The organism is Kitasatospora sp. NPDC098663 (assembly GCF_044760075.1).
In the GTDB taxonomy this organism is placed as follows: Bacteria; Actinomycetota; Actinomycetes; order Streptomycetales; family Streptomycetaceae; genus Kitasatospora.
Window position 1 is genome coordinate 153,510 of sequence record NZ_JBIWAP010000021.1, and the last position, 22,348, is coordinate 175,857.

At 73.3% G+C, this 22,348-nt stretch carries 15 protein-coding genes and 1 pseudogene; 9 read left to right on the plus strand and 7 right to left on the minus strand.

The annotated features are described in order from the left end of the window. The first annotated feature begins 213 nt into the window (after positions 1 to 213). Positions 214 to 936, plus strand: a complete 723-nt coding sequence (locus tag ACIQVZ_RS23215) for a rhomboid family intramembrane serine protease (protein ID WP_402452549.1) — start codon at positions 214 to 216, stop codon at positions 934 to 936. A 98-nt stretch (positions 937 to 1,034) separates the two neighbouring features. Then, positions 1,035 to 2,003: a D-2-hydroxyacid dehydrogenase family protein gene (locus ACIQVZ_RS23220; protein WP_402452551.1), complete on the plus strand. Its 969-nt coding sequence runs from the start codon at positions 1,035 to 1,037 to the stop codon at positions 2,001 to 2,003. A 149-nt stretch (positions 2,004 to 2,152) separates the two neighbouring features. Here the strand turns inward: ACIQVZ_RS23220 and ACIQVZ_RS23225 are convergent, their stop codons facing one another. Next, positions 2,153 to 3,748 carry an L-lactate permease gene (locus tag ACIQVZ_RS23225; RefSeq protein WP_402452553.1) on the minus strand — a complete coding sequence of 532 codons (1,596 nt, stop codon included), beginning with the start codon at positions 3,746 to 3,748 and terminating at the stop codon, positions 2,153 to 2,155. A 234-nt stretch (positions 3,749 to 3,982) separates the two neighbouring features. Beyond that, positions 3,983 to 4,729: an IclR family transcriptional regulator gene (locus ACIQVZ_RS23230; protein WP_402452555.1), complete on the minus strand. Its 747-nt coding sequence runs from the start codon at positions 4,727 to 4,729 to the stop codon at positions 3,983 to 3,985. A 98-nt stretch (positions 4,730 to 4,827) separates the two neighbouring features. Here ACIQVZ_RS23230 and ACIQVZ_RS23235 point away from each other — a divergent pair, with 98 nt between their 5' ends. Then, positions 4,828 to 5,994: a pyridoxal-phosphate-dependent aminotransferase family protein gene (locus ACIQVZ_RS23235; RefSeq protein WP_402452557.1), complete on the plus strand. Its 1,167-nt coding sequence runs from the start codon at positions 4,828 to 4,830 to the stop codon at positions 5,992 to 5,994. A gap of 37 nt (positions 5,995 to 6,031) precedes the next feature. After that, positions 6,032 to 9,046, plus strand: coding sequence for an FAD-binding and (Fe-S)-binding domain-containing protein (locus ACIQVZ_RS23240; RefSeq protein WP_402452559.1), 3,015 nt, complete (start codon positions 6,032 to 6,034; stop codon positions 9,044 to 9,046). Positions 9,047 to 9,105: 59 nt separating this feature from the next. On the opposite strand, the gene ACIQVZ_RS23245 is transcribed toward ACIQVZ_RS23240, so the two are convergent. Then, positions 9,106 to 10,701 carry a M4 family metallopeptidase gene (locus ACIQVZ_RS23245; protein ID WP_350879852.1) on the minus strand — a complete coding sequence of 532 codons (1,596 nt, stop codon included), beginning with the start codon at positions 10,699 to 10,701 and terminating at the stop codon, positions 9,106 to 9,108. A 209-nt stretch (positions 10,702 to 10,910) separates the two neighbouring features. On the opposite strand from ACIQVZ_RS23245, the gene ACIQVZ_RS23250 reads away from it, so the two are divergent. Next, on the plus strand, positions 10,911 to 12,239 hold the full coding sequence (locus tag ACIQVZ_RS23250) for a hypothetical protein (RefSeq protein WP_402452560.1): 1,329 nt from the start codon (positions 10,911 to 10,913) through the stop codon (positions 12,237 to 12,239). A 32-nt stretch (positions 12,240 to 12,271) separates the two neighbouring features. Here the strand turns inward: ACIQVZ_RS23250 and ACIQVZ_RS23255 are convergent, their stop codons facing one another. Then, complete coding sequence (locus ACIQVZ_RS23255; RefSeq protein ID WP_402452561.1) at positions 12,272 to 14,458, minus strand: AMP-binding protein; 2,187 nt, start codon at positions 14,456 to 14,458, stop codon at positions 12,272 to 12,274. A 206-nt stretch (positions 14,459 to 14,664) separates the two neighbouring features. On the opposite strand from ACIQVZ_RS23255, the gene ACIQVZ_RS23260 reads away from it, so the two are divergent. The 4 genes from ACIQVZ_RS23260 to efeU all read left to right on the plus strand — a co-directional run bounded on the left by ACIQVZ_RS23260 (position 14,665) and on the right by efeU (position 19,144). Next, positions 14,665 to 15,489 carry an ATP-binding cassette domain-containing protein gene (locus ACIQVZ_RS23260; protein WP_350879855.1) on the plus strand — a complete coding sequence of 275 codons (825 nt, stop codon included), beginning with the start codon at positions 14,665 to 14,667 and terminating at the stop codon, positions 15,487 to 15,489. Positions 15,490 to 15,688: 199 nt separating this feature from the next. Next, complete coding sequence (gene efeO / locus ACIQVZ_RS23265; RefSeq protein WP_350879856.1) at positions 15,689 to 16,837, plus strand: iron uptake system protein EfeO; 1,149 nt, start codon at positions 15,689 to 15,691, stop codon at positions 16,835 to 16,837. 106 nt (positions 16,838 to 16,943) lie between these two features. Then, entirely contained in the window at positions 16,944 to 18,275 is a 1,332-nt protein-coding gene (gene efeB / locus ACIQVZ_RS23270; protein WP_350879857.1) for an iron uptake transporter deferrochelatase/peroxidase subunit, read from the plus strand. A 35-nt stretch (positions 18,276 to 18,310) separates the two neighbouring features. Then, positions 18,311 to 19,144 carry an iron uptake transporter permease EfeU gene (efeU, locus tag ACIQVZ_RS23275; protein WP_350879858.1) on the plus strand — a complete coding sequence of 278 codons (834 nt, stop codon included), beginning with the start codon at positions 18,311 to 18,313 and terminating at the stop codon, positions 19,142 to 19,144. Positions 19,145 to 19,211: 67 nt separating this feature from the next. Here the strand turns inward: efeU and ACIQVZ_RS23280 are convergent, their stop codons facing one another. The 3 genes and pseudogenes from ACIQVZ_RS23280 to ACIQVZ_RS23290 form a co-directional block, all read right to left on the minus strand. Continuing rightward, a complete protein-coding gene (locus tag ACIQVZ_RS23280; protein WP_350879859.1) occupies positions 19,212 to 19,484 on the minus strand; it encodes a hypothetical protein in 273 nt (90 codons plus the stop codon). Positions 19,485 to 19,631: 147 nt separating this feature from the next. Continuing rightward, positions 19,632 to 22,196 (minus strand): ABC transporter permease, encoded by a 2,565-nt coding sequence (locus tag ACIQVZ_RS23285; RefSeq protein ID WP_402452563.1) that lies wholly within the window; start codon positions 22,194 to 22,196, stop codon positions 19,632 to 19,634. 60 nt (positions 22,197 to 22,256) lie between these two features. Next, positions 22,257 to 22,348, minus strand: a pseudogene (locus ACIQVZ_RS23290) (ABC transporter ATP-binding protein); the annotation flags it as partial.

A 22,348-nucleotide genomic window follows, 5' to 3' on the forward strand; every position in this document is an offset into this window, starting at 1 on the left:
TCGCCACTGCACCGCCCCGACCGCCAGCGATTCGGGAATGGACGGATCCTCGCAGAATCCGCAGGGGCGGAGGTGACGGCGGAGCGGTCCGGACTGTGACAACCGTCATGCCGTTTCCATGATCACCCGCCCTGGTGGGGGCCCCGCCCGGCCGGAATGATGGGCGCGTCGACGGGCGGAAGCGTCCGAGGTCGGGTGAACGGGGGGTCGGCGATGTCGCCGCACGAGATCGGGTTGTACGCGAGCGCCGCCGTGGTGGTGAGCGTGGGACTGCGAGCGCTGGTGCTGGCCGGCGCCGCCGCCGGCCAGGGAGCAGGAGCTCCGGCAGGCGCCGGGCCGGGCGAGGTGCTCGCCGTGGTCCGGGCCGCCCTGGCGCGGCGGCCCCGGGCCACCCTCGCACTGTTCGCGCTGATGGCGGTGATGGCCGTGCTCCAGTACGCCGTGCCCACCCTGGTCGACGATCTGATGCGGCAGCCGGGAGCGCTGTCCGACGGGCAGTGGTGGCGGGCCGGGACGGCCCTGCTGGTGCAGTCCTCCGGGATCGCGCAGATCGCGATGAACCTGCCGGCCCTGCTCGTGGTCGGCGCCGTCGCCGAGTCGGTCCTCGGTTGGTGGCGGACCCTGGCCGTCTTCCTCGCCAGCGGCGTCCTCGCCCACGTGGTGAGCCTGGCGGGCTGGTCGCCGCGCGGCGGCGGCGACTCCGTGGCCGTCTGCGGCCTGCTCGGCGCCCTGGCCGTCATCTGCCTGCTGCGCGGGAGCGCCCTGGGCCTCACCTTCAAGGGCACCTGGTACCTGCTGCTCATCCCCGCGGCCGGTCTGTTCCTGTGCGTGCTGCGGAACAACCACGGCGCCGGGCTGGTGGCGGGCTGCCTGCTCGGTCTGGCGCTCGCCACCGGGACGAGGGCCAGGCCGACCGGCCGGCCCGCCGTGGCGTGACCGGGGGCCGGTTCGCCCCCGGGGCCGATCCCGCAGGCCCGCGGCTCGGACCGGGCCTGGCGCGCCGGGCGCCGACCGGCGTCTGGGAGAGTGCGGGCATGACACTTCGGACCCTTCGCTGCGCCGTCCTCGACGACTTCCAGGGCGTCGCCACCAGCATCGTCGACTGGTCCCCGGTCTCCGACCGGGTGGCGGTGACCGCCTTCTCCGAGCACTTCGGGTCGGAGGACGAACTCGCCGCCGCGCTGGCCGACTTCGACTTCGTCGTGACCCTGCGCGAGCGGGTGCCGTTCCCGGCCTCGCTGTTCGCCCGGCTGCCGAGGCTCAGGCTGCTGGTCGCCTCGGGCATGCGGAACTCGGTGATCGACCACGCGGCCGCCGAGGCGCACGGCGTGACGGTCTGTGGGACGGCCAGTTCCTCCACCCCGCCGGTCGAGCTCACCTGGGCGCTGCTGCTCGGCCTGGCCCGCGGCATCGTGCCGGAGAGCAGGGCGCTGCGCGAGGGCGGTCCCTGGCAGAGCACCGTCGGCGCCGACCTGCACGGGCGGGTGCTCGGCCTGTTGGGCCTGGGGAAGATCGGCGGCCTGGTCGCCCGGGTCGGACTGGCCTTCGGCATGGACGTGCTGGCCTGGAGCCAGAACCTCACGGACGGGCGGGCCGCCGAGGTCGGCGTGCGCCGGGCCGCGGACAAGGAGGAGCTGTTGAGCGGCGCCGACTTCGTCTCGATCCACCTCGCCCTGGGCGAGCGCACCCGGGGACTGCTCGGCGAGGCCGAACTCGCGCTGATGAAGCCCGGGGCGTACCTGGTGAACACCTCCCGGGCGGCGATCGTCGACCAGGACGCGCTGCTGGCCGCGCTCACCGGGGGCCGGATCGCGGGCGCCGCCGTGGACGTCTTCGACGTCGAGCCGCTGCCCGCCGACCACCCGCTGCGCACCGCGCCCAGGCTGCTGGCCACCCCGCATCTGGGGTACGTGTCGCGCGACAACTACCGCCGCTACTACGGCGAGGCGGTCGAGGACATCGCGGCCTACCTCGCCGGCGAGCCGATCCGCCGCCTGGGCTGACCCGCCGCCTGGGCTGACCCGCCGCCTGGGCCGACGCCGGTCCGTCGTGCGGGGCCGCCGCACCGGACGGGGTCGGTCCGTCGTACAGGGCCGATCCGCCGAGCGGGGCCGCCGCGCCGAACGGGCCGACCGGCGCGGCGGCCACTCGTTCACGGCACCATCCAGCCGAGGACCGGGGTGGACTGGAGCCAGGCGAGGAGGCAGAGGACGGCCAGGACGGCCAGGCTCCAGCCGATGATCTTGCGCAGGACCTCCCCCTCCCGCCCGTACGTCCCGACCGCGCTCGCGGCGATGACCAGGTTCTGCATCGCGACGGCCTTGCCCTGGACGCCGCCGGTGCTGGTGGTCGCGGCGGCCAGGAGGGGCGAGAGCCCGATGTGCTGGGCGGCGGAGACCTGCATCGCACCGAAGAGCGCGTTGGAGGAGGTGTCGGATCCGGTGAGGGCCACGCCGAACCAGCCGGTGAAGCCGGAGAACAGGGCGAAGGCACCGCCGAGGCCCGCCAGCCAGGTGCCGATGGAGACGGCCATTCCGGAGAGGTTCATCAGGTAGGAGAGGGCGAGGACGCAGGCGATGGTCAGGGCCGCCCAGCGGATCTGGTGCAGCGCGTCCAGGTAGCAGCGCAGTGCCCGCCGTACCGGCACCCGCAGGATGAGCGCGGTCAGGACGCCGGTGGCGAGGAGCAGGGTCCCGGCCGCGCCGAGCCAGCCGAAGTCGAAGGTGGTGACCGCCACGGGTCGGCCGCTCGCGCTGGTCACGTGGAGGCCGGGCCAGGGGAAGGAGACGTCCTGGTCCTTCACGAAGCGGGCGAGGGGCCCGCCGTAGGACACCAGGGTGAACAGCGCCGTGATGATCGCGTACGGGAGGAAGGCCAGCACGGTGTCCCGCCGGGGGACGCGCGTCGCGCGGGGTTCCGCTTCGGTGGCGTGGCCGTGTCGCCGCGCCCGGACCTTGAGCAGCACGATGACCGAGGCGAGCGAGGTGAGTGAGGCCACCAGGTCGGTGAGCTGGTAGGTGAGGTAGTTCGAGCAGAGGAACTGGCCGACGGCGAAGCCGGTTCCGGCGGCCAGGGCCACCGGCCACACCTCCCGGAGCCCTCGGCGTCCGTCGAGGAGGAGCAGCAGGACGAACGGCACCAGGGCCGCGATGACGGCGGACTGGCGGCCGACCATGGCGCCGAGGTCGGCGCCGGGGAGGGAGGTGACCTTGGCCAGGGTCTGGATCGGGTTGCCCACCGAGCCGAAGGCCGCCGGTGCCGTGTTGGCGAAGGCCGCGACGGCGGCGGCCTTCAGGGGCTCCAGCCCCAGGCCGAGCAGGATGAGCGAGGTGACCGCGATGGGGGTGCCGAATCCCGAGAGGGACTCGATCATCGACCCGAAGCAGAAGGCGATGAGCACGGCCTGGATCCGGACGTCGCCGGAGAGGGACGAGAAGGTCCTTCCGATGACGTCGAAGTGGCCGGAGGCGCGTTGGAGGCGGTTGATCCACACCGCGCCGAGGATGATCCACACGATCGGGAACAGCCCGAAGGCGGCTCCCTCCAGTGCGCCGTCGGCGGCCTGGCCGAGCGGCATGCCGTAGCCGGCGGTGGCGATCAGGAAGGCGGTGGCGAGCCCGGCGAGGGCAGCCCAGTGCGACTTCAGGCGTACCAGGCCGAGCAGGGCCAGGAGGACGAGGAGGGGGGTCGCCGCGAGCAGGGCGGCGAGAGCGGGGTGTCCGAGCGGGTCGGGGACTTGGCGATACACGGGTGGGTCTCGCTTTCTCCAGTCGGCGATGACCGCGACGGCGAGAACGCTCGATCCACCCGAGTACGGACGATCGGCGCACGCACGTTTTCGCATCATGGAACCCGAGTTCCATCAGGCGCCAAGCATGGGATGCGCCGATACCGCCGTCAAGGGGTCGGGGGGCGGGCTCCGGATCGGGAGCGCCGGCCCTGACGTACCGTCAAGAAGGCTGTGGGCGGAATGAGTTCGCCGTCATCCGCGCGCTCCGAGCGCGACGCCGAGCCGCTTCGCCGCCGCGCTGACCAGGGCTCCGTGCTCCGTTTGCGACGCGTCGGTGGCCCGGCTGGCGGGGACGTTGACGCTGATGCTCGCGACCGGCAGCCCGAGGCCCCCGATGACCGCCGAGGCGACCGCCGAGACGTCGGAACGCCACTCGCCGCTGTTGGTCGCGTAGCCCCGGCGCCGGATCTCCGCCAACTCGTCCAGCAGCCGCCGCGGTTCGACGATCGTCGTGTCGGTGTAGCGGGCCAGCCCCTCGGCGAGGTAGCTCTCCAGGGCCTCGGCCGGGCTCGCGGCGAGCACCGCCTTGCCGTTCGCGGAGGCGTGGGCGGGCAGGTCCTGCCCGAGCGGAAGGACGATCCGCACCGGCTGGCTGGTCTCCAGTCGCTCCACCAGGATCACCCGACCGCCCTCCGGCACGGCCAGGTGCACCGTTTCGCCGGTCTGCCGGCGCAGTTCCTCCATCACCGGCACGGCGGCGTCGCGCAGGCCCAGTTCACCGGTGGCCTGCCGGCCGACCTGGAGCGCCTTGGCGGTGACCAGCCACCGGGTGGGCGCCCCGCCGGCCTGGCGCAGCCACCCCGCCGTGTGCAGGGTGAGCAGCGCCCGCTGCACGGAGCTCTTCGGCAGGTCCATGGCCCGCGCCAGCTCCGCGACACCGATCGGCTGGCGCGCGGCGACCTCCTCCAGTACCCGCAGTGCGTTGAGCACGTTCTGCATCCTTGACCCCCTTCGAAGGTGGCGTCTACGCTCCGCTATGCCGCTCCACGATACGACGTGCCGTCACACGGCACAACCCTTAAGGGGGTTCGACGCGTATGTCCTTCCGTACCGGCCGCCACTTCCTCCAGATCCCGGGCCCCACCAACGTCCCCGACCCCGTGTTGCAGGCGATGGCGGCTCCCACGACCGACCACCGAGGGCCCGAGTTCGCGGCACTGACGCACCGTCTGCTCACGTCGATCGGGCCGGTGTTCGGCACCTCGGGCCCGGTCGTGATCTACCCCGCCTCCGGGACCGGCGCCTGGGAGGCCGCGCTGGTCAACACCCTCAGCTCCGGCGACCGGGTGCTCTGCTTCGAGACCGGGCAGTTCGCCACGCTCTGGCAGGAGATGGCCCAGGCCCTCGGCCTGCGGGTGGACCTGGTCCCCGGCGACTGGCGCCACGGCGCCGATCCCGAGGTGCTCGCGCGGCGACTCGCCGAGGACACCGACCGGACGATCAAGGCGGTGTGCGTCGTCCACAACGAGACCTCCACCGGAGTGACCAGCCGGATCGCGGAACTGCGCCGGGCCCTGGACGAGGCGGGCCACCCGGCGCTGCTGCTGGTCGACGCGGTGTCCTCGCTCGGCTGCCTCGACTACCGCCACGACGAGTGGGGCGTGGACGTCACGGTGTCCGGCTCGCAGAAGGGCCTGATGCTGCCGCCCGGGCTGGGGTTCAACGCCGTCAGTCGCAAGGCGCTGGTCGCCTCGCGCACCGCCGGCCTGCCCAGGTCGTTCTGGAGCTGGGCGCCGGTCATCGAGGCGAACAGGAGCGGCTCCTTCCCCTACACCCCCGCCATCAACCTGCTCTACGGCCTGGACGCGGCCCTGCGGATCCTCGACGCCGAGGGGCACGCCAACGTCCACGCCCGGCACGCCCGGCACGCCGCCGCCACCCGGGCCGCCGTCCGCGGCTGGGGCCTGGAGGTCCTGTGCGCGGACGAACGCGAGTACTCCGGCTCGCTCACCGCCGTCCTGCTGCCCGAGGGCCACGACGCGGACCGGTTGCGCGAACTCGTCCTGGAGCGCTACGACATGTCGCTCGGCGCCGGTCTGGGCAGGCTCGCCGGCCGGGTCTTCCGGATCGGCCACCTCGGCCACCTCAACGACCTGACCCTCATCGGCACCCTCGCCGGGGTGCAGCTGGGCCTGGAGCTCGCCGGGGTGCCGATCGACCCGGCCGGCCTCGGCGCGGCGCTCGACGTGCTCCGCCGACCGTGAACGCCTCGGCACCACCGGACAGAGGAGCCAACCGGACATGACAGCGAGCAGTTCCGACGCCTCGACGGCCGGCCGCGGCCCCGAGCGCGCCGCCCGACCCGAGAACGGCAGCCGCGACGGCGACACCCGCGCACTGGCGCAGCGGCTCCGCCGCGACCTCGACGGCGAGGTCCGCTTCGACGACTACACCCGGCACCTGTACTCCCGGGACGCGAGCATGTACGCGATCACCCCGGTCGGCGTGGTCCTGCCCCGGCACGCCGACGACGTCCAGGCCGCGGTCGCCGCGGCGGCCGAACACGGTGTACCGCTGGTGCCACGCGGCGCGGGCACCAGCCTCGCGGGGCAGACCGTGGGCCCCGGGCTCGTCCTGGACCTCTCCCGCCATCTGAACCGCATCCTGGAACTGGACCCCGAGGCCCGTACCGCCCTGGTGGAACCCGGTGTCGTCCAGGCCCAACTGAACCGCGCGGCAGCGCCGTCGGGCCTGGTGTTCGGCCCCGACACCTCCACCGCCAACCGGGCCACCATCGGCGGCATGATCGGCAACAACTCGGGCGGTAGCGGATCGCTGCGCCACGGGATGACCATCGACCACGTCCGGGAGCTCGACGTCGTGCTCTCCGACGCCAGCCGGGCCCACCTCGCCCCGGTCGACGCGGCGGAGCACCGCCGCCGGGCCGCCCTGCCGACCCTCGAAGGCGCCGTCTACCGCGAACTCCCGCGGATCGTCCGGGCCAACGCCCGGGCCATCGCCGAGGGCACGCCGGAGTTCTGGCGCCGCTCCGGCGGGTACCGCCTGGAACGGCTCGTCCGCGAGGGCGCCGAGGGCGCCGAGGGCGCCCCCTTCGACCTCGCCAAGTTCGTCGTCGGCTCGGAGGGCACCCTGGTCATCGCCACCAGGGCCCTGGTCGACCTGGTGCCCAGGCCCGCGCACACGGTCATCGCCGTCGGCCACTTCACCTCCGTCGCCGGGGCCGTCGACGCGACCGAGGACGCCCTCGCCTGCGAACCCGCCGCGGTGGAGCTGATGGACCGGACGATCCTCGAACTCTCCCGGCGGAAGATCGAGTACGCCCCGCTCGGCGGCATCCTGGCGGGCGATCCCGGGGCGCTGCTGTTCGTCAGCTTCAGCGGGGACGACGAGGGCGAACTGCGCGGCCGGCTCCAGCGGCTCACCGCCCGGTGGGCCCGGCACGGCCACGGCTACCACACCCTGCACGCGGTGACCGCGAAGCAGCAGGAGGCCCTGCTCAAGGTCCGCGCGGCCGGCCTCGGCCTGCTGATGGCCGCCGGCCAGGGCACCCGCCGCCCGCTCGCCTTCGTCGAGGACACCGCCGTCGACCCGGTCCACCTCGCCGACTACACCCGCCGCTTCCAGGAGGTGCTGGACCGGCACGGCCTGGCGGCCGGCTTCTACGGGCACTGCTCGGTCGGCTGCCTGCACATCCGCCCCTTCGTGGACCTGACCGATCCCGCCCAGGTGACGACCATGCGGGCGGTCGCGGAGGAGATCCGGGACCTGGTCACCGAGTACGGCGGCGTCAACTCCAGCGAGCACGGCGACGGCCTGGCCCGCAGCGAGTTCAACCCGCTGCTCTTCGGGCGGGACCTCTACGAGGCGATGCGCGGTACGAAGCGGCTCTTCGACCCCCGGAACCTCTTCAATCCCGGCAAGATCGTCGACGCCCCCGCCATGACGGACCACCTGCGGGACCCGGCCCTGCCGCCCGCGCCCGAACTGCGCACCCGGCTCTCCTTCGAGGTGCTCGGCGGCATGCGCGGGGCGGCCGACCGGTGCATGAACATCGGGCTGTGCCGCAAGAGCGCCACCGGCACGATGTGCCCCTCCTACATGGCCACCCGGGAGGAGGAGCACTCCACCCGCGGCCGCGCCAACGCCTTGGTGAAGGCGCTCTCCGAGCCGGACCCCCGGCAGGCGCTGGGAGACGAGCGTCTGCACGGGATCCTCGACCTCTGCCTGATGTGCAAGGCGTGCAAGAGCGAGTGCCCGCTCGGCGTCGACATGGCCACGCTCAAGGCCGAGACCCTCTCCCACCACCACGACCTGCACGGGGTGCCGCTCAGATCCCGGGTGTTCGGCGCCATCCGTCTGCTCAACCGGCTCGGCTCGGCCACCGCGCCGCTCTCCAACCTCCCGGGGCGCAGCCGGCTCGTCCGCCGACTGCTGGAACGGAGGCTGGGCATCACCGCCGCCAGGCCGCTGCCGGCCTTCGCGCGGAACGACCTGCTGCGGTGGTTCCGGCAGCACGAGGGTGCGGCCCCGTCGGCCCCCCTCGGCGAGGTGACCTTCCTGGCCGATTCCTTCACCACCTACACCGAGCCGGCCATCGGCCGCGCCGCCGTCGAACTGCTGGAACTGGCCGGCTGGCGGGTCCGGTTGGCGGGGCAGGGCTGCTGCGGTCGCGCGAGCCTGTCCAAGGGACTGCTGGACGACGCCAAGCGGCAGTCGGCCGACTTCGCCCGTGCCATCGCCGCGACGGCCGCCCCGGACTCACCGGTCACCGGCTGCGAGCCGTCCTGTCTGATGACGCTGCGGGACGAACACCTGGCCCTGCACCCGGACGACCCGGTGGTCAAGGACCTCGCGGGCCGGGTCCGGCAGGTGGAGGAACTGCTCACCGAGGCGATCGACGCCGGACGCCTCCGGCTGAGCCCCGAGGCCTGGCCGGCCGGTCGCCGACTGCTCTACCACGGCCACTGCCACCAGAAGGCCGAGGTCGGTACGGCCGCCACCGTCGCCCTGCTCAACCGGATCCCCGGCGTCGAGGTGGTCGAACTGGACGCCGGCTGCTGCGGGATGGCGGGTTCCTTCGGCTTCGAGAGCGAGCACTACGAGGTGTCCATGACCGTGGGGAACGACCGGCTCTTCCCCGCCGTCAGCGCCGAGCCCGAGGACACCGTGATCGTGGCCACCGGCGCGTCCTGTCGCCAGCAGATCCTCCACGGGACGGAGCGCCACGCCTGGCACCCCGTCCAGCTCGTCCGCGAGGCCCTGCTGACCGGCACCGCGTCCGCCCCGCCCGGCTGAGCGGGGTCGGGGGCGCGGCGGACCGGGTCACCCGGGCCCGCCGCGCCGGACCGTGCGCGTCAGTTGACGTTGACGCCGCTCCAGGCCGCGGCGACGGCCTTGTACTCGGTGCTGTTGAGGCCGTACAGGTCCTTGGCCGCGCTCAGGGAGGCGGTGCGGGCACCCTTGTAGGTGGTGGTGGAGGTCATGTAGACGGTCAGCGCGCGGTACCAGATCTTGGCGACCTTCTGGTTGCCGATGCCGGCCACCGTGGAGTTGTTGCAGGTGGGGCTGTTGTAGGTGTAGCCGTTGATGGTCTTGCTGCCGCTGCCCTCGCTGGCCAGGTAGAACCAGTGGTTGCCGACGCCCGAGGAGTTGTGCACGTCGAGCTTGCCGACCGAGCTGCTCCAGCAGTCCGCCGACCGGCCGTCGAGCGAGGGCTTGTCGAAGCGGCGCAGCCACGGCGGGGTGGACTGGTCGCTGAACAGGTAGTCGGGCGTGTCCACCTTGTTGTTGGCGTACCACTCCACCATGGTGCCGAAGATGTCGCTGGTGGACTCGTTGAGGCCGCCGGACTCGCCGCTGTAGCGCAGGTTGGCGGTGGCGCTGGTGACGCCGTGGGTCATCTCGTGGCCCATGGTGTCGAGGTCGACCTGCTCGGGGTCGGTGCTGCCGTCGCCGTCGCCGGTCATCATGCAGAAGCAGCTGTCGGACCACTGGGCGTTGTCCCAGTTGGTGCCGACGTGGACGAAGACGGTGGCGCCCTTGCCGTCGTTCTTGATGCCGTTCCGGCCGAAGGTGTTCTTGTAGTAGTCGTACGTCCAGGCGGTGTTGGCGTGGGCGTCGACGGCGGCGGTGGAGCGGTCGGTGGAGAACTTCTTCCCGTCGCCCCAGACGTTGGTGGCGCTGGTGAACGCGGTGCCGGAGCCGGCCTTGAGCGCGCTCGCCGAGACGTTGTTGGCGTCCTTGGTGACGTGGCCGCGGACCGAGTCCTTGAGGGTGTAGCCGCCGCCGCTCTGGGCGGTGGTGTCGATCGTGATGTCGCCGGTGTACTCGGAGTGGCCGGTGCCGGAGGCCTGGTGCTCGGCGTCGTAGGTCTCGATCTGCTCGCCGGTGGTGGCGTCGGTGACGATCACCTTGCCGGCCGGCTGGCCGTGGTCGCCGGTGCCCTCGACGGTGGTGCGCCAGGCGAGCCGGGGCGTGCCGTCGGCGGCCCAGACGACCAGTTCGGGCGTGCTGGTGGCGTCCTGGACGCCGGGTGCGGCCGCGAGCGCGTCGGCGGCGCCGGCCTGCGCGGGCACCTTCGGGACGGTGGACCTGACGGCGGCGTCGTGGGCGGCCGCGCGGGAGGAGTCCTTGAGCCGTCCGCGGGCGTCCTGGTGGACGACCAGGTCACCGCCGACGACCGGCAGGCCCTGGTAGGTGCGGTCGAAGCGGACGTGCTGGGTGCCGTCGGCGTCGAGGACGACGTCCTTGACCACGAGGTCCTGGCCGGCGCCGAAGCCGAACACCCCCGCGTTGTGGGTGACGTTGGCGCGGGCCTGGGATATCGCGGCCTCCCTCGTGCCGGTGGCGGCGGTGGCCGTGCCGGTGGGGACGGCGACGGCGACGAGGGCGGCGACGACCGCGATGGCTCCGGCCGCGAGGGGGCGGCGGGAGGAGGAGGTGGGGCTCACTCTGACTCCAGTCGGGGTAGCTGCAGGGAAAAGAGCTGCGACCGACATTGACGGCGATCAGTCAGATGGAGCTAGAGGAATGGTCATATCTTTGCCAAGTTGTGTCCTGTTCAAATCAAAAGTGAGCAGAAATCAACACCCTTGCCGCATATGGCCGATCGCGTTCCGACGCCTGACGCATGACCTGGCGAAGCCCTAGGCTCGCCCCCATGGACGGATGGGTGGCGGCCTGGACCGGCGGCCGGGCGGCGGTCCACGTGGGCAACGTCGCGGACTTCAACGAGCAGTTCTTCGCCCCGGGCATGGACGCCGCCCAGCGCGCCCGACGGCTGCGGCAGGCACACCACTACGCCTGCCAGGCCGCCTGCTACAGCCCCGAACCCGCGCTGCTGGTGCTGCCCGCCGAGGTCGGCCCGGAGTGGACCGACTGGCTGGCCCGGGAGCTGGAGTGGGGCCCGGTCGAGGTGCACGGCGGCGTCGCGCCCGAGCGGGCGGTCGCCCGGGCGCTCGCCGAACGGCCGGCCCTGGCCGCACGGATCGCCGCCCTCGGCCGGCCGGTGGTCGCCTGGGGCCGCACCGCCGCCCAGGGCGAGGGACCCGAACTGGCCGCGGTGCACCGCTACGAGTCCAAGGCGGCGGCCCACGACCTGTTCGCCGAACTCGCCCCCGACCACCCGGGCATCGTCGTCCCCCGGCAGGAACGCCCGGTCGGCCGGGGCCGGGCGGCCCGCCGGCTGACCGCCCGCGCCGCCCGGGGGCTGACCACCGTGCTGAAGAGCCCGCACGGCGTCGGCGGCTACGGCACCGTCGTGGTGGAGCCGGCCGACCTGTTCACCGCCGGCGGCGGCCGGGCCCTGCTGCGGCGCCTGGTCCGCTCCGAACTCCTGCCCGCCCAGGGCGGCCTGCTGCTGGAGGAGCACATCGACCCGGGCCCGGCCGCCCGGCTGCGCGACCTCACCTACGACGCGCTGGTCGGCCCGGACGGAGCCGTCCACCCGGTGGGAGCCGGCGACATGCACGTCGCCGGCACCCGCTACCAGGGCGTCACCGTCGGCCCCGACGCGGTGCCCCGGGGCGCGGCCGGGACGGCCCGCCGGTTCGCCCTCGCGGTGGGGGAGCGGCTGGCCGCCGAGGGCTACCGCGGCTGGTACGACGTGGACTTCGTCACCGACCGGCAGCGCCGGCTCGCCCCCACCGAGATCAACCTGCGGCTCACCGGCCCGGCCGTGGCCTTCATGCTGCGGGCCCGCCTCGACCAGGTGCGGGGCCCGGGCCACCTCGTCCGCACCCTGGACGCGATGCCGCTCGGCGCCCGGCTCTCCCCGGGCGCGCTGCACGACCACCTCGACCGGCTGCGGCCGCGCTGCGCCCGGCTCGACGTCACCCTCCTGCCGTTGATCCCGACGGCGTGCCACGACCCGGAGCCCGTCGTCGGTCTCGCCCTCGCCGGGCCGAGCGCCGAGGCGCTGGACGCCGCGCAGGCGCTGCTCGCGGCCGCGCACCACGGGCTGGCCGGGATGTTCGAGGCACTGCGCTGACCGATCGTCAGGGGGGCCGTCGACGCAGGCCGTCACCGCCGCGCGGTCGGCCGCCGGATCAGGAAGACCAGCACCACCAGCGCGGCCGCCATCAGCGGCACGTTGAAGGTGAACACCATCGCCGTCTCGCGCGGCCAGTCGGTGGCGTCGGTGAGCCGGTACAGGTTGTCCTGCGGCCACCAGGAGGCCAGCAGCCACACCACCGAGAAGTAGGTGAGCAGGGACAGCCCGAACGACCGCCCCTGCCGCAGCACCGCCGGGAAGCCGAAGAAGAGGAAGGCCACCCCGGCGCCGAAGGCGAGGTTCTCGCACAGGTAGAGCAGCTCGAACCAGAAGTGGTACGCGTCGGGCACCGCCCCGAGCCGCGTCGCGCCGGGGAAGAAGACGTCGGTGCCGACCCAGGCCATGAGCGAGAAGAACACCACGCAGCCGAGCGCCAGGCAGCCCGGCAGGTTCGACGTGCCGCTGCGCCCGCCCCCGGCCTTGCCGCCGCCGCCCTTCCCCGCCCGCGACCCCGCCTTCACCGATCCGGCGGCGGTGTGCTCCGGCGGGGCGGGCAGCGGCAGCGCGGCGCGGTCCAGCTTGCCGGCCCGGGTGCGCGGCAGCTCCGGCACCGGGACGACGGCCTCGGGCGCGCCGCCGGCGGGCAGCCGGGCCGCCAGGTACTGGGAGAGCGACCAGCCGTCCGCCCCGTCCGCGTCCGGCGCGGTCACCGCGTACCCGACCAGGCTGCGCCGGCCCGGCCGCAGCTCCAGCTCCACCACGGCCGCCTCCCGGACCGCCGGGTGGGCGCGCAGCCGGCCCTCCGCCCGGGCCGTCGCCGCGACCCGGGAGACCACCGCGGCCTCGCGGGCGAAGGGGACCGGCCCGACCACGTGCGCGGCCCGGCCGAGGAACTCCAGGACGCCGTCGTCCCGGAGCCGGCCGATGTCCCCGGTCAGCAGCACCCGGCCGTCCGGATCGAAGGCCGCCCGGACGAACCGGTGGCGGGTGTCGTCGTCCCGGTGGAGGTAGCCCCGGCCGAGGCCGCCGCCCGCGATCGCGATCTCGCCGGCCCGCCCCGGCGGCGCCGGGGTGCCGTCCGGGCCGACCACGTAGACCCGGGTGCCGGGGAACGGCCGGCCGATCAGGGAGACCCGCTCGCCGTCCTCGGTGGCCGCCGTGCCCTGCGCGTCGAAGTAGGTGCTGTCCACGCCGGCCTCGGCGAGGCCGTACACGTTGAGCACCCTGGTCCCGTCGCCGAGCATCCGCTGTAGGCCCAACTGCTCGTCCAGGTACCACTTCTCGGCGCCGACGGTGAGCAGCCGCACGCCGGGCAGCGGCGCGCCGGCCCGGGGGCCGTCGGCCAGCGGCGTACCGGCCAGGGGTTCGCCTGCGCGCGGCTCGCCCGTCCGCGGCTCGCCGCTCCGGGCGAGGTGGGCGGCCAGCCGGCGCGCGAGGCGGGCGTTCAGCTCCAGGACGGTGATCCCTTCGGCGGCCACCAGGGCGGGCAGGCCGGCGAGGTCGGCGGTGCGGTCCAGGGTGAGGTTGCGCGGGGCGACCACCAGGGTGGCGCCGGAGCCCAGCGCGCGGACCCAGTCGGCGGTGAAGACGTCGAACTCCAGGCTCGACGTCTGCAGGATCCGGTCCGCCGGGGACAGCCCGTACACCTCGCGCCAACCCCGGTACGCGGACAGCAGGTTGCGGTGCTCGACCAGGGCCCCGGTGGGCAGACCGGTGGAGCCCGAGGTGTAGAGGACGCAGGCGAGGTCCGCCGGGCTGGTGGGCGCCCCCGGCGGGCCGGACGGCGCTTCGGCGAGGTCGGCCGTGTCCAGGCAGACGATCTTCGCCGGGCCCGCGTCGGTGAGCCGCACCCGGTGGTTCTCCTCGGTCACCACCAGGTCCGGGGCGGCGTCGGCCAGGACGTGCCGCAGCAGCGCGTCCGGCGCGCTCGGCTCCAGCGGCACGTAGGCGGCGCCCGCCTTCAGCACCGCGAGCAGCGCGACGTACACCTGCGTGCCGCGACCCAGGGCCACCGCCGCCCGGCCGCCCGGGGCCAGGCCGTGCGCCGCCAGGTGGCGGGCCAGGGCCGCGGCCCGCGCGTCCAGTTCCCCGTACGTCAGCTCGGCATCGCCGCAGCGGACGGCCACCGCCTGCGGTGCCTGCCCGGCCCGCAGTTCGACCAGCCCGTGCAGCGTGTCGGCCGCCCGGTCCTCGGCCGCTTCCCCGTCGGTCGGCATCGGCGCTCCCCTCGTTCCCTCCGAATGCCCAGATCATCCTCCCAACTCCCGCGGCGTGACAGGGTTCTGGAGCGTCCACTCCTCGGACGGTCCGGCCCCGCGCGCGGCGACGGTTGTACTCTGCACGCAGACGGTCGGCGCCGGCCCGTCCGGTACGGCGCCTCGCCCGCGCCCTGTCCGGCGCCGCACCTCGGAGGTCCGCCCCCATGAGCTCGTCCGTCCCGTCCTTCGACGGCCCGCTGCTGCGCACCCAGGACGTGGACGTCGTACGCGACGGCCGCCACCTGCTGCGCGGGATCACCCTCGCCATCGAGCCGGGCGAGCACTGGGCGCTGCTCGGCCCCAACGGCGCCGGGAAGTCGACCCTGCTCGCCCTGCTCGGCGCGGTCTCCCACCCCACCCGGGGCGAGGTGGACGTGCTCGGCCGCCGGCTCGGCCGGGTGGACATCCGCGAGCTGCGCGCCCACCTCGGGCACGTCAACCCCCGGCACCCGCTGCGCTCGCCGCTGAGCGTGCGCGAGGTGGTGCTCACCGGGCACACCAACAGCATCGAGCCGGAGTTGCACCGCAAGCCCGGCCCCGAGGTGCTGGAGCGGGCCGAGCAGCTGATCGAGACGCTCGGCATGGGCGCGATCGCCGAGTCGGCGTGGACCACCCTGTCCCAGGGCGAGCGCGGCCGGGCCCTGATCGCCCGCGCGCTGATGCCGAGCCCCCGCCTGCTGCTGCTCGACGAGCCCGCCACCGGGCTGGACCTGACCGCCCGCGAGCTGCTGCTGGACAGCCTGGACCTGCTGCGCCACCAGCACCCGGAGCTGGCCAGCGTGCTGGTCACCCACCACCTGGAGGAGCTGCCGGAGAGCACCACCCACGCCCTGCTGCTGCGGGACGGGGAGTGCGTGGCGGCCGGGCCGGTGGACGAGGTGATGACCACCGAGCTGATCAGCGTGACCTTCGGCCACCCGATCCGGATCAGCCGGCACGAGGGTCGGTGGACGGCCCGGGCGGCCGCGCGGCGTACGCCGGGGCGCTGACGGGTCCCGGTCGGGGCGTGTGCAGGGGGGCGGGCTGGGCGGTCGGCCCGCTTCCGAGGGGGGGCGGGTATGGACGTAAAAAAGTTTTTACGTAAGGTATGCCTTAGCTAAGGCGGGGTTGTCGCTGGTTCGGCGCCCCCACCGGTGCTCAGCCCTGCCCCGCCCTGGCACACCCATGCCCTTTTCCGTTGGAGCCCGCATGTCCGCCCGTCGCCGTTCCACCGCAGCCGCGCTGCTCACCCTCGCCGTGGCGACCGCCACCCTGGCGGGCTGTGCGACGAAGAAGGACGACAAGGCGGGCGGCGCGGACGCGGTCAAGATCAACGCGACCGACACCGCCTGCGAGGTCTCCAAGACCAGCTTCCCGGCCGGCCACGTCGTCCTGGACATCAGCAACAAGGGCGCCAAGACCACCGAGGTCTACGTCTACGCCGCCGGCGACAAGATCATCACCGAGCGCGAGAACATCGGCCCCGGCACCAAGGCCACCATCAACGCGGAGATCAAGGCCGGCTCCTACGAGATCGCCTGCAAGCCCGGCATGGTCGGCGACGGCATCCGCCAGAAGATCACCGTGACCGGCGAGGGCGCCGGTACCGCCACCGCCGACCCGCGCCTGACCGCCGCCGTCGACGCGTACCGCACGTACGCCCAGCAGCAGGCCGACGCCACCATCCCGGCCGTCGAGGCCTTCGCCGCCGCGATCAAGGCCGGCGACGTGGAGAAGGCCAAGTCGCTGTACGCGCCGTCGCGCACCGGCTGGGAGCGCACCGAGCCGGTCGCCGAGAGCTTCGGCGACGTCGACCCCAAGACCGACACTCGCGAGGACAAGCTGGAGGCCGGCCAGGAGTGGACCGGCTGGCACAAGCTGGAGAAGTCGCTCTGGGCCGACGCCAAGATCGGTGACGACGAGAAGAAGCTCGCCGACCAGCTGGTCAACGACCTCAAGGACTGGCAGAAGAAGATCCCCGAGGCCGAGATCACCGCGACCAGCATGGCCAACGGCGCCAAGGAGCTGCTGGACGAGGTCGCCACCAACAAGATCACCGGCGAGGAGGACCGCTACAGCCACACCGACCTGGCCGACTTCCAGGCCAACGTCGAGGGCGCGCAGAAGGCCTACGAGCTGCTGAAGCCGGTCGCCGCCGAGAAGGACCCGGAGCTGTCCAAGACCCTGGACTCCGAGTTCACCGCGATCCAGGCCCTGCTCGCCAAGTACAAGCAGGCCGACGGCACCTTCACCTCCTACGACAAGGTCACCGAGGCCGAGCGCAAGACCTTCTCCGACGCGGTCAACTCGCTGGGCGAACCGCTGTCGAAGCTGGCCGCCGCCGTGGTCGTCAAGTAACCACCGCAGCCCACCCGAGCACCGTCCCCACCCCACCGACGCCGTGGCGGCCCGAAGCGGCCGCCACGGCATCGGCGAGTCAGCACAGAGAAGGATCCGCCCGCCGATGGACGCCGAGAACGCCAAGGGCACCGAGAACCCCGAGAACCCCGAGGGCACCGCGAACGCCCCGGCCGCTGCCGCCGGTGGGGCCGGGGGCGCCGTCAGCCGACGGGCCGTGATCGGCTGGGCCGGCGCGGGCGTCGCGCTCGGCGCGGCCGCCGTCGGCTCGGTCGCCGCCGCCACCCGGCAGGACGACCAGGCCCCGGCCCCGGCCGCCCAGACCGGCGCCGAGGTGCCCTTCTACGGCGAGAACCAGTCCGGCATCGCCACCCCGGTCCAGGACCGCCTGCACTTCGCCGCCTTCGACGTCTCCGAGAAGGCGACCCGCGAGTCGCTGGTCAAGATGCTCAAGGAGTGGACCAAGGCCGCCGCCGCGATGACCGGCGGCCGCGAGGTCGGCACCGGCGCCGCCGACGGCCTGCCCGAGGCGCCGCCGGACGACACCGGCGAGGCCCTGGGCCTGCCCGCCTCCCGGCTCACCCTCACCATCGGCTTCGGCCCCACCCTGTTCGACCAGGACGGCGTCGACCGCTTCGGCCTGCGCGCCAAGCGCCCCGAGGCCCTGATCGACCTGCCGAACTTCAAGGGCGACAAGCTCGACCCGCTGCGCAGCGGCGGCGACCTCTGCGTCCAGGCCTGCGCCGACGACCCGCAGGTCGCCGTGCACGCGATCCGCAACCTGGCCCGGATCGGCATGGGCACCGTCAACATCCGCTGGTCCCAGCTCGGCTTCGGCAAGACCTCCTCCACCACCCCGGACGCCCAGACCCCGCGCAACCTGCTCGGCTTCAAGGACGGCACCCACAACATCGCGGGCACCGACGGCGCCGGGCTGGCCGAGCACGTCTGGGCCGCCCCCGGCGACGGCCCCGAGTGGATGACCGGCGGCTCCTACCTGGTCGCCCGGCGGATCCGGATGCACATCGAGACCTGGGACCGCGCCTCGCTCAAGGACCAGGAGGACACCTTCGGCCGCACCAAGGGCGAGGGCGCCCCCTACGGCAAGGCCAAGGAGCACGACGCGCCGGACCTCAAGGCGATGCCCGCCGGCTCGCACGTCGCCCTGGCCCACCCGGACGCCAACAACGGCCTGATGATCCTGCGCCGCGGCTTCTCCTTCACCGACGGCACCGACGGCCTCGGCCGCCTGGACGCCGGCCTGTTCTTCCTCGCCTACCAGCGGGACACCCGCAAGGCCTTCGTGCCGCTCCAGCAGCGGCTCGCGGCCGGCGACAAGCTCAACGAGTACATCCAGCACGTCGGTTCCGCCCACTTCGCCTGCCCGGCGGGCGTCCGCAAGCCAGGGGAGTGGTGGGGCCAAGCGCTCTTCGGCTGATCCCCCGCCCCGTTCAACCCCCCGAGGAGAGTGCCGTGTTCGGCAACTACCTGATCGGCCTGCGCGAAGGCCTCGAAGCCAGCCTGGTCGTCTGCATCCTGATCGCCTACCTGGTCAAGACCGGCCGGAGGGACAAGCTGCCGCCGGTGTGGATCGGCGTCGCCTCCGCCGTGGTGCTCAGCATGGCCTTCGGCGCCGTGCTGCAGTTCGGCTCGTCGCAGCTCACCTTCGAGGCCCAGGAGGCGCTGGGCGGCTCGCTGTCGATCATCTCGGTCGGGCTGGTCACCTGGATGGTGTTCTGGATGCGCCGCACCGCCCGGCACCTGAAGACCGAACTGCACGGCAAGCTGGACGCGGCCATCGCCATGGGCACCACGGCCCTGGTGGTCACCTGCTTCCTGGCGGTCGGCCGCGAGGGCCTGGAGACCGCGCTGTTCATCTGGTCCGCGGTGCAGGCCACCAACGACGGCTACAACCCGCTGATCGGCGCCGCGCTCGGCCTGCTCACCTCGGTGGTGCTCGGCTGGCTGTTCTACCGCGGCGCGCTGAAGATCAACCTGGCCAAGTTCTTCACCTGGACCGGCGCGATGCTGGTGGTCGTCGCGGCCGGCGTGCTCGCCTACGGCGTGCACGACCTCCAGGAGGCCGGCTGGCTGCCGGGCCTGCACAGCGTGGCCTTCGACATCAGCAGCACCATCCCCAAGGACAGCTGGTACGGCACCCTGCTCAAGGGCGTGTTCAACTTCCAGCCGGACCCGACGGTGCTGCAGCTCGTGGTCTGGCTGCTCTACCTGGTGCCGACCCTCGCCGTGTTCTTCGGCCTGCTCGGCGGCAAGGCGAAGCCCGTCGCCGCCAAGCCGGCCGCCTGACCCCTCCGTTCGGCGAACCGCCCGCCCCGTCCGGCTCATGCCGGGCGGGGCGGTGTCGTGTGCGGCGCTAACCCCCGTACAGGCAGAGGAAGACGATGAAGGCGACCAGCCCGACGGCCGCGGCGATCCACGGGCCCGGCGCGAACTCCTGCCGGACGTACCCGGCGTCGTGCGTCTGCGACAGGTGCTCGGAGGCCTTCGCCTGCGCGCCGAACGTCGCCGATCTGCGGTAGCCGCAGCTCTCGCAGACCACGCGCCGGGTGTTGTTCCGCCTGGAGACGACCTTCACCGCGTGCTGGTGCCCGTGCGGGTCCTCGCCCGTGAACCGGCTGGTCTCCATGCCTTGGCCCCCTTCGCCTCGCCCCTGTGCGCGCGAGCATCCTTGCACGCACCACCGACACAGCCCTACCCCGGCTGGGCCGGGATACGCCGGAGCCCCGGACGGTCGAGGACCGTCCGGGGCTCCGGGCGCGCTTGCGGGGGGCGCCTACTCGCTCTTGATCGCGCCCAGGATGTCCATCCGGGCGGCCCGGTGGGCCGGCCAGAGGGCGGCCAGCAGGCCGATCACCGCGGCCGCGACCAGGAAGCCGACGATCTGCAGCGGCGGTACCACGGTGGTCATGTTCTTGAACGAGTCCGCCATCGTGCGGGTGCCCGCCCAGGCCACCAGGATCCCGAGCCCGATCCCGACCGCGCCGCCGAACAGCGCGATCAGCAGCGACTCCAGCCGGACCATCCGGCGGATGCCGATCCGGTCCAGGCCGATCGCCCGCAGCATGCCGATCTCCCGGCGCCGCTCGAACACCGACATCGCCATGGTGTTGACCACGCCGAGCACCGCGATCACCACGGACATCCCGAGCAGCCCGTACATCATGTTCAGCATGTCGGTGACGAGCTTGCGGCTCTCCGCCTTGATGTCCTTCTCGCCCTTGACCGCGATCAGCGGGTTGCCGCCGGTCGCGTCGCGCAGCGCCTGCTTCAGCTTCTCGTCCGCGCCGTGGACGCCCTTCACCAGGACCTTGTCCGGGCCGGTGCCGGGCAGCGCGTGCGGGCCCACCACGTTGTCCGGGGCGACGACGCCGGCCAGCGCGGTGTTGGCCTCCAGCACGGCGCCGATGGTGAGCGAGCCCTTGGTCTTGTCCGGGTAGGTGACCGCGAGGGTGTCGCCGACCTTGTAGTGGTTGCGCTCGGCGGTGCCCGAGCTGACCATCAGCCGGCCCTGCTTGAGGGCGTCCGCCGAACCGTCCTTGACCTTGACGGTGGCCAGCTGGTCGATGGTCGCGGCGTCGACGGCCGTCAGCCACTCGCGGTCGGAATCTCCCTGGCCGGTCTCCACCGGGACGCTGCGCGTCACGCTCATCGCGCTGACGCCGGGCGCCTTGGCGATCTGGCCGGCGACGTCGGGGGCGAGCATCGAGCCGTTCTGCATGGCGACCGTGAAGTCGGCCTTGAGGTCGTCCGCGGTCGCCGCGTCGACGGCCTTGTTCACCGAGGCGCCGACCACGGTCAGCGCGGTGATCAGGGTGACGCCGATGGTCAGCGCCGAGGCGGTGGCCGCCGTCCGGCGCGGGTTGCGGATCGCGTTCTCCTGGGCCAGCTTGCCCGGCGTGCCGTAGAGCCTGCGCAGCAGCGGGGCGAACAGCGCGATCAGCGGTCGGGCCAGCAGCGGGGTCAGCACGAACACGCCGATCAGCAGGACGCCCGCGCCGAGGCCGACCAGCTTGACCTCCTTGCCGCCCGCACCGGCGGCCAGGGCGCCCGCGCCGGCCAGCGTGAACAGCAGGCCGATCGTGTTGCGGATCCGCAGGCTCTTCTGGGTGGCCGGCTGCTCGACCGAGCTCATCGCGGCCACCGGAGCGATCCGGGAGGCCCGGCGGGCGGGCAGCCAGGCCGCCAGCACGGTCACCAGGACACCGACGGCGATCGAGGCGATCACCGTGGAGGGGCTGATCACCAGCGGGCCGTCCGGGAGGTTGGCGTCCACCGGGCCGTTCAGCAGCGCCTGCAGCCCGGCGGCGATGCCGACGCCGGCGAGCAGACCGGCCACCGAGGCGGTGAGGCCGACGAGCAGCGCCTCGACCAGCACCGAGCGGGTGATCTGCTTGCGGCTGGCACCGACGGCGCGCAGCAGGGCGAGCTCCTTGGTGCGCTGGGCGACCAGCATGGTGAAGGTGTTGGCGATGATGAAGATCCCGACGAACAGCGCGATGGCCGCGAAGCCCATCAGGAAGGTGCTCAGGACCTTGGTGCCCTGGGCGATCATCCGGTCCTGCTCCTCGGCGAGCGCGCGTCCGGTCTTGGCCTCGATCGAGTCGGCCTGCGGGACGGCCTGCTTGACGGCGGCGAGGAGTGCGGTGTCGTCCGCCCCCGGCTTGCCCTTGACGTCGAGCTCGGCGAAGCGGCCCGGGTTGAGGTAGAGCTGCTGGGCGGTGGCGGTGTCGAAGGCGGCGAGCGAGCCGCCGGCCAGCACGCGCGGGTCGTTGGTGTGCAGGGTGCCGGTGAGCTTGAGCTCCATCACCGGGCCGTTGACGGCCACTCGGACGGTGTCGCCGACCTTGTAGCCGCCCTTCTCGGCGGTCTTGGCGTCCAGCGCGATCTCACCCGAGGTGCGCGGGCCGCGCCCGTCGACCAGCGGGTAGCGCGGGTCGGTGCCGTCGGCGCCCGGCACGTAGTTGGTGCCGGTGGTGGAGAAGCCGTCGCCGATCAGCGCGCCCTTCTTGTCGGCGATGCCGGCGAAGCCGCTGACCACGCCGCGCGCCTCGGCGGCGCCGGGCAGCGCCGCGACGGCCTTGCGGGTGTCCTCGGTGAGGGCCGCGCCGGAGGAGGTCCGGCCGGTGTGGTCGTAGCCCCGGCCGACGGCGTCGCGGTCGCTGACCGTGACGGCGATGTCGGTGTAGCTCTTGGAGCTCTGGGTCCGGAGCGCGTTGCCGAGGGTGTCGGTGAAGACGAGCGCGCCGGAGACGAAGGCGGTGCCGAGCAGCACGGCGAGCATCGTCATGAGCAGTCGGCCCTTGTGGGCCAGCACGTTGCGCAAAGCGGTGCGGTACATGAGGGGGTGTCAGTCCTGGGGGTTCTCGAAGGTCGGGGGCGCCGGGGCTGGCGGGACGCTCTAGCTGGTGCGGCCCTTGGCGTCGAAGCGGCGCATGCGGTCCAGGACGGTGTCGGCGGTGGGGTGGTGGAGTTCGTCGACGATGCGGCCGT

Excerpts from the sequence above, each read along its gene's own strand:
- ACIQVZ_RS23215 (WP_402452549.1), top strand. The coding sequence starts at position 214 with ATGTCGCCGCACGAGATCGGGTTGTACGCGAGCGCCGCCGTGGTGGTG.
- ACIQVZ_RS23220 (WP_402452551.1), top strand. The coding sequence starts at position 1,035 with ATGACACTTCGGACCCTTCGCTGCGCCGTCCTCGACGACTTCCAGGGC.
- ACIQVZ_RS23230 (WP_402452555.1), bottom strand. The coding sequence starts at position 4,729 with ATGCAGAACGTGCTCAACGCACTGCGGGTACTGGAGGAGGTCGCCGCG.
- ACIQVZ_RS23235 (WP_402452557.1), top strand. The coding sequence starts at position 4,828 with ATGTCCTTCCGTACCGGCCGCCACTTCCTCCAGATCCCGGGCCCCACC.
- ACIQVZ_RS23240 (WP_402452559.1), top strand. The coding sequence starts at position 6,032 with ATGACAGCGAGCAGTTCCGACGCCTCGACGGCCGGCCGCGGCCCCGAG.
- ACIQVZ_RS23250 (WP_402452560.1), top strand. The coding sequence starts at position 10,911 with ATGGACGGATGGGTGGCGGCCTGGACCGGCGGCCGGGCGGCGGTCCAC.
- ACIQVZ_RS23255 (WP_402452561.1), bottom strand. The coding sequence starts at position 14,458 with ATGCCGACCGACGGGGAAGCGGCCGAGGACCGGGCGGCCGACACGCTG.
- ACIQVZ_RS23260 (WP_350879855.1), top strand. The coding sequence starts at position 14,665 with ATGAGCTCGTCCGTCCCGTCCTTCGACGGCCCGCTGCTGCGCACCCAG.
- efeO (WP_350879856.1), top strand. The coding sequence starts at position 15,689 with ATGTCCGCCCGTCGCCGTTCCACCGCAGCCGCGCTGCTCACCCTCGCC.
- efeB (WP_350879857.1), top strand. The coding sequence starts at position 16,944 with ATGGACGCCGAGAACGCCAAGGGCACCGAGAACCCCGAGAACCCCGAG.
- ACIQVZ_RS23280 (WP_350879859.1), bottom strand. The coding sequence starts at position 19,484 with ATGGAGACCAGCCGGTTCACGGGCGAGGACCCGCACGGGCACCAGCAC.
- ACIQVZ_RS23285 (WP_402452563.1), bottom strand. The coding sequence starts at position 22,196 with ATGTACCGCACCGCTTTGCGCAACGTGCTGGCCCACAAGGGCCGACTG.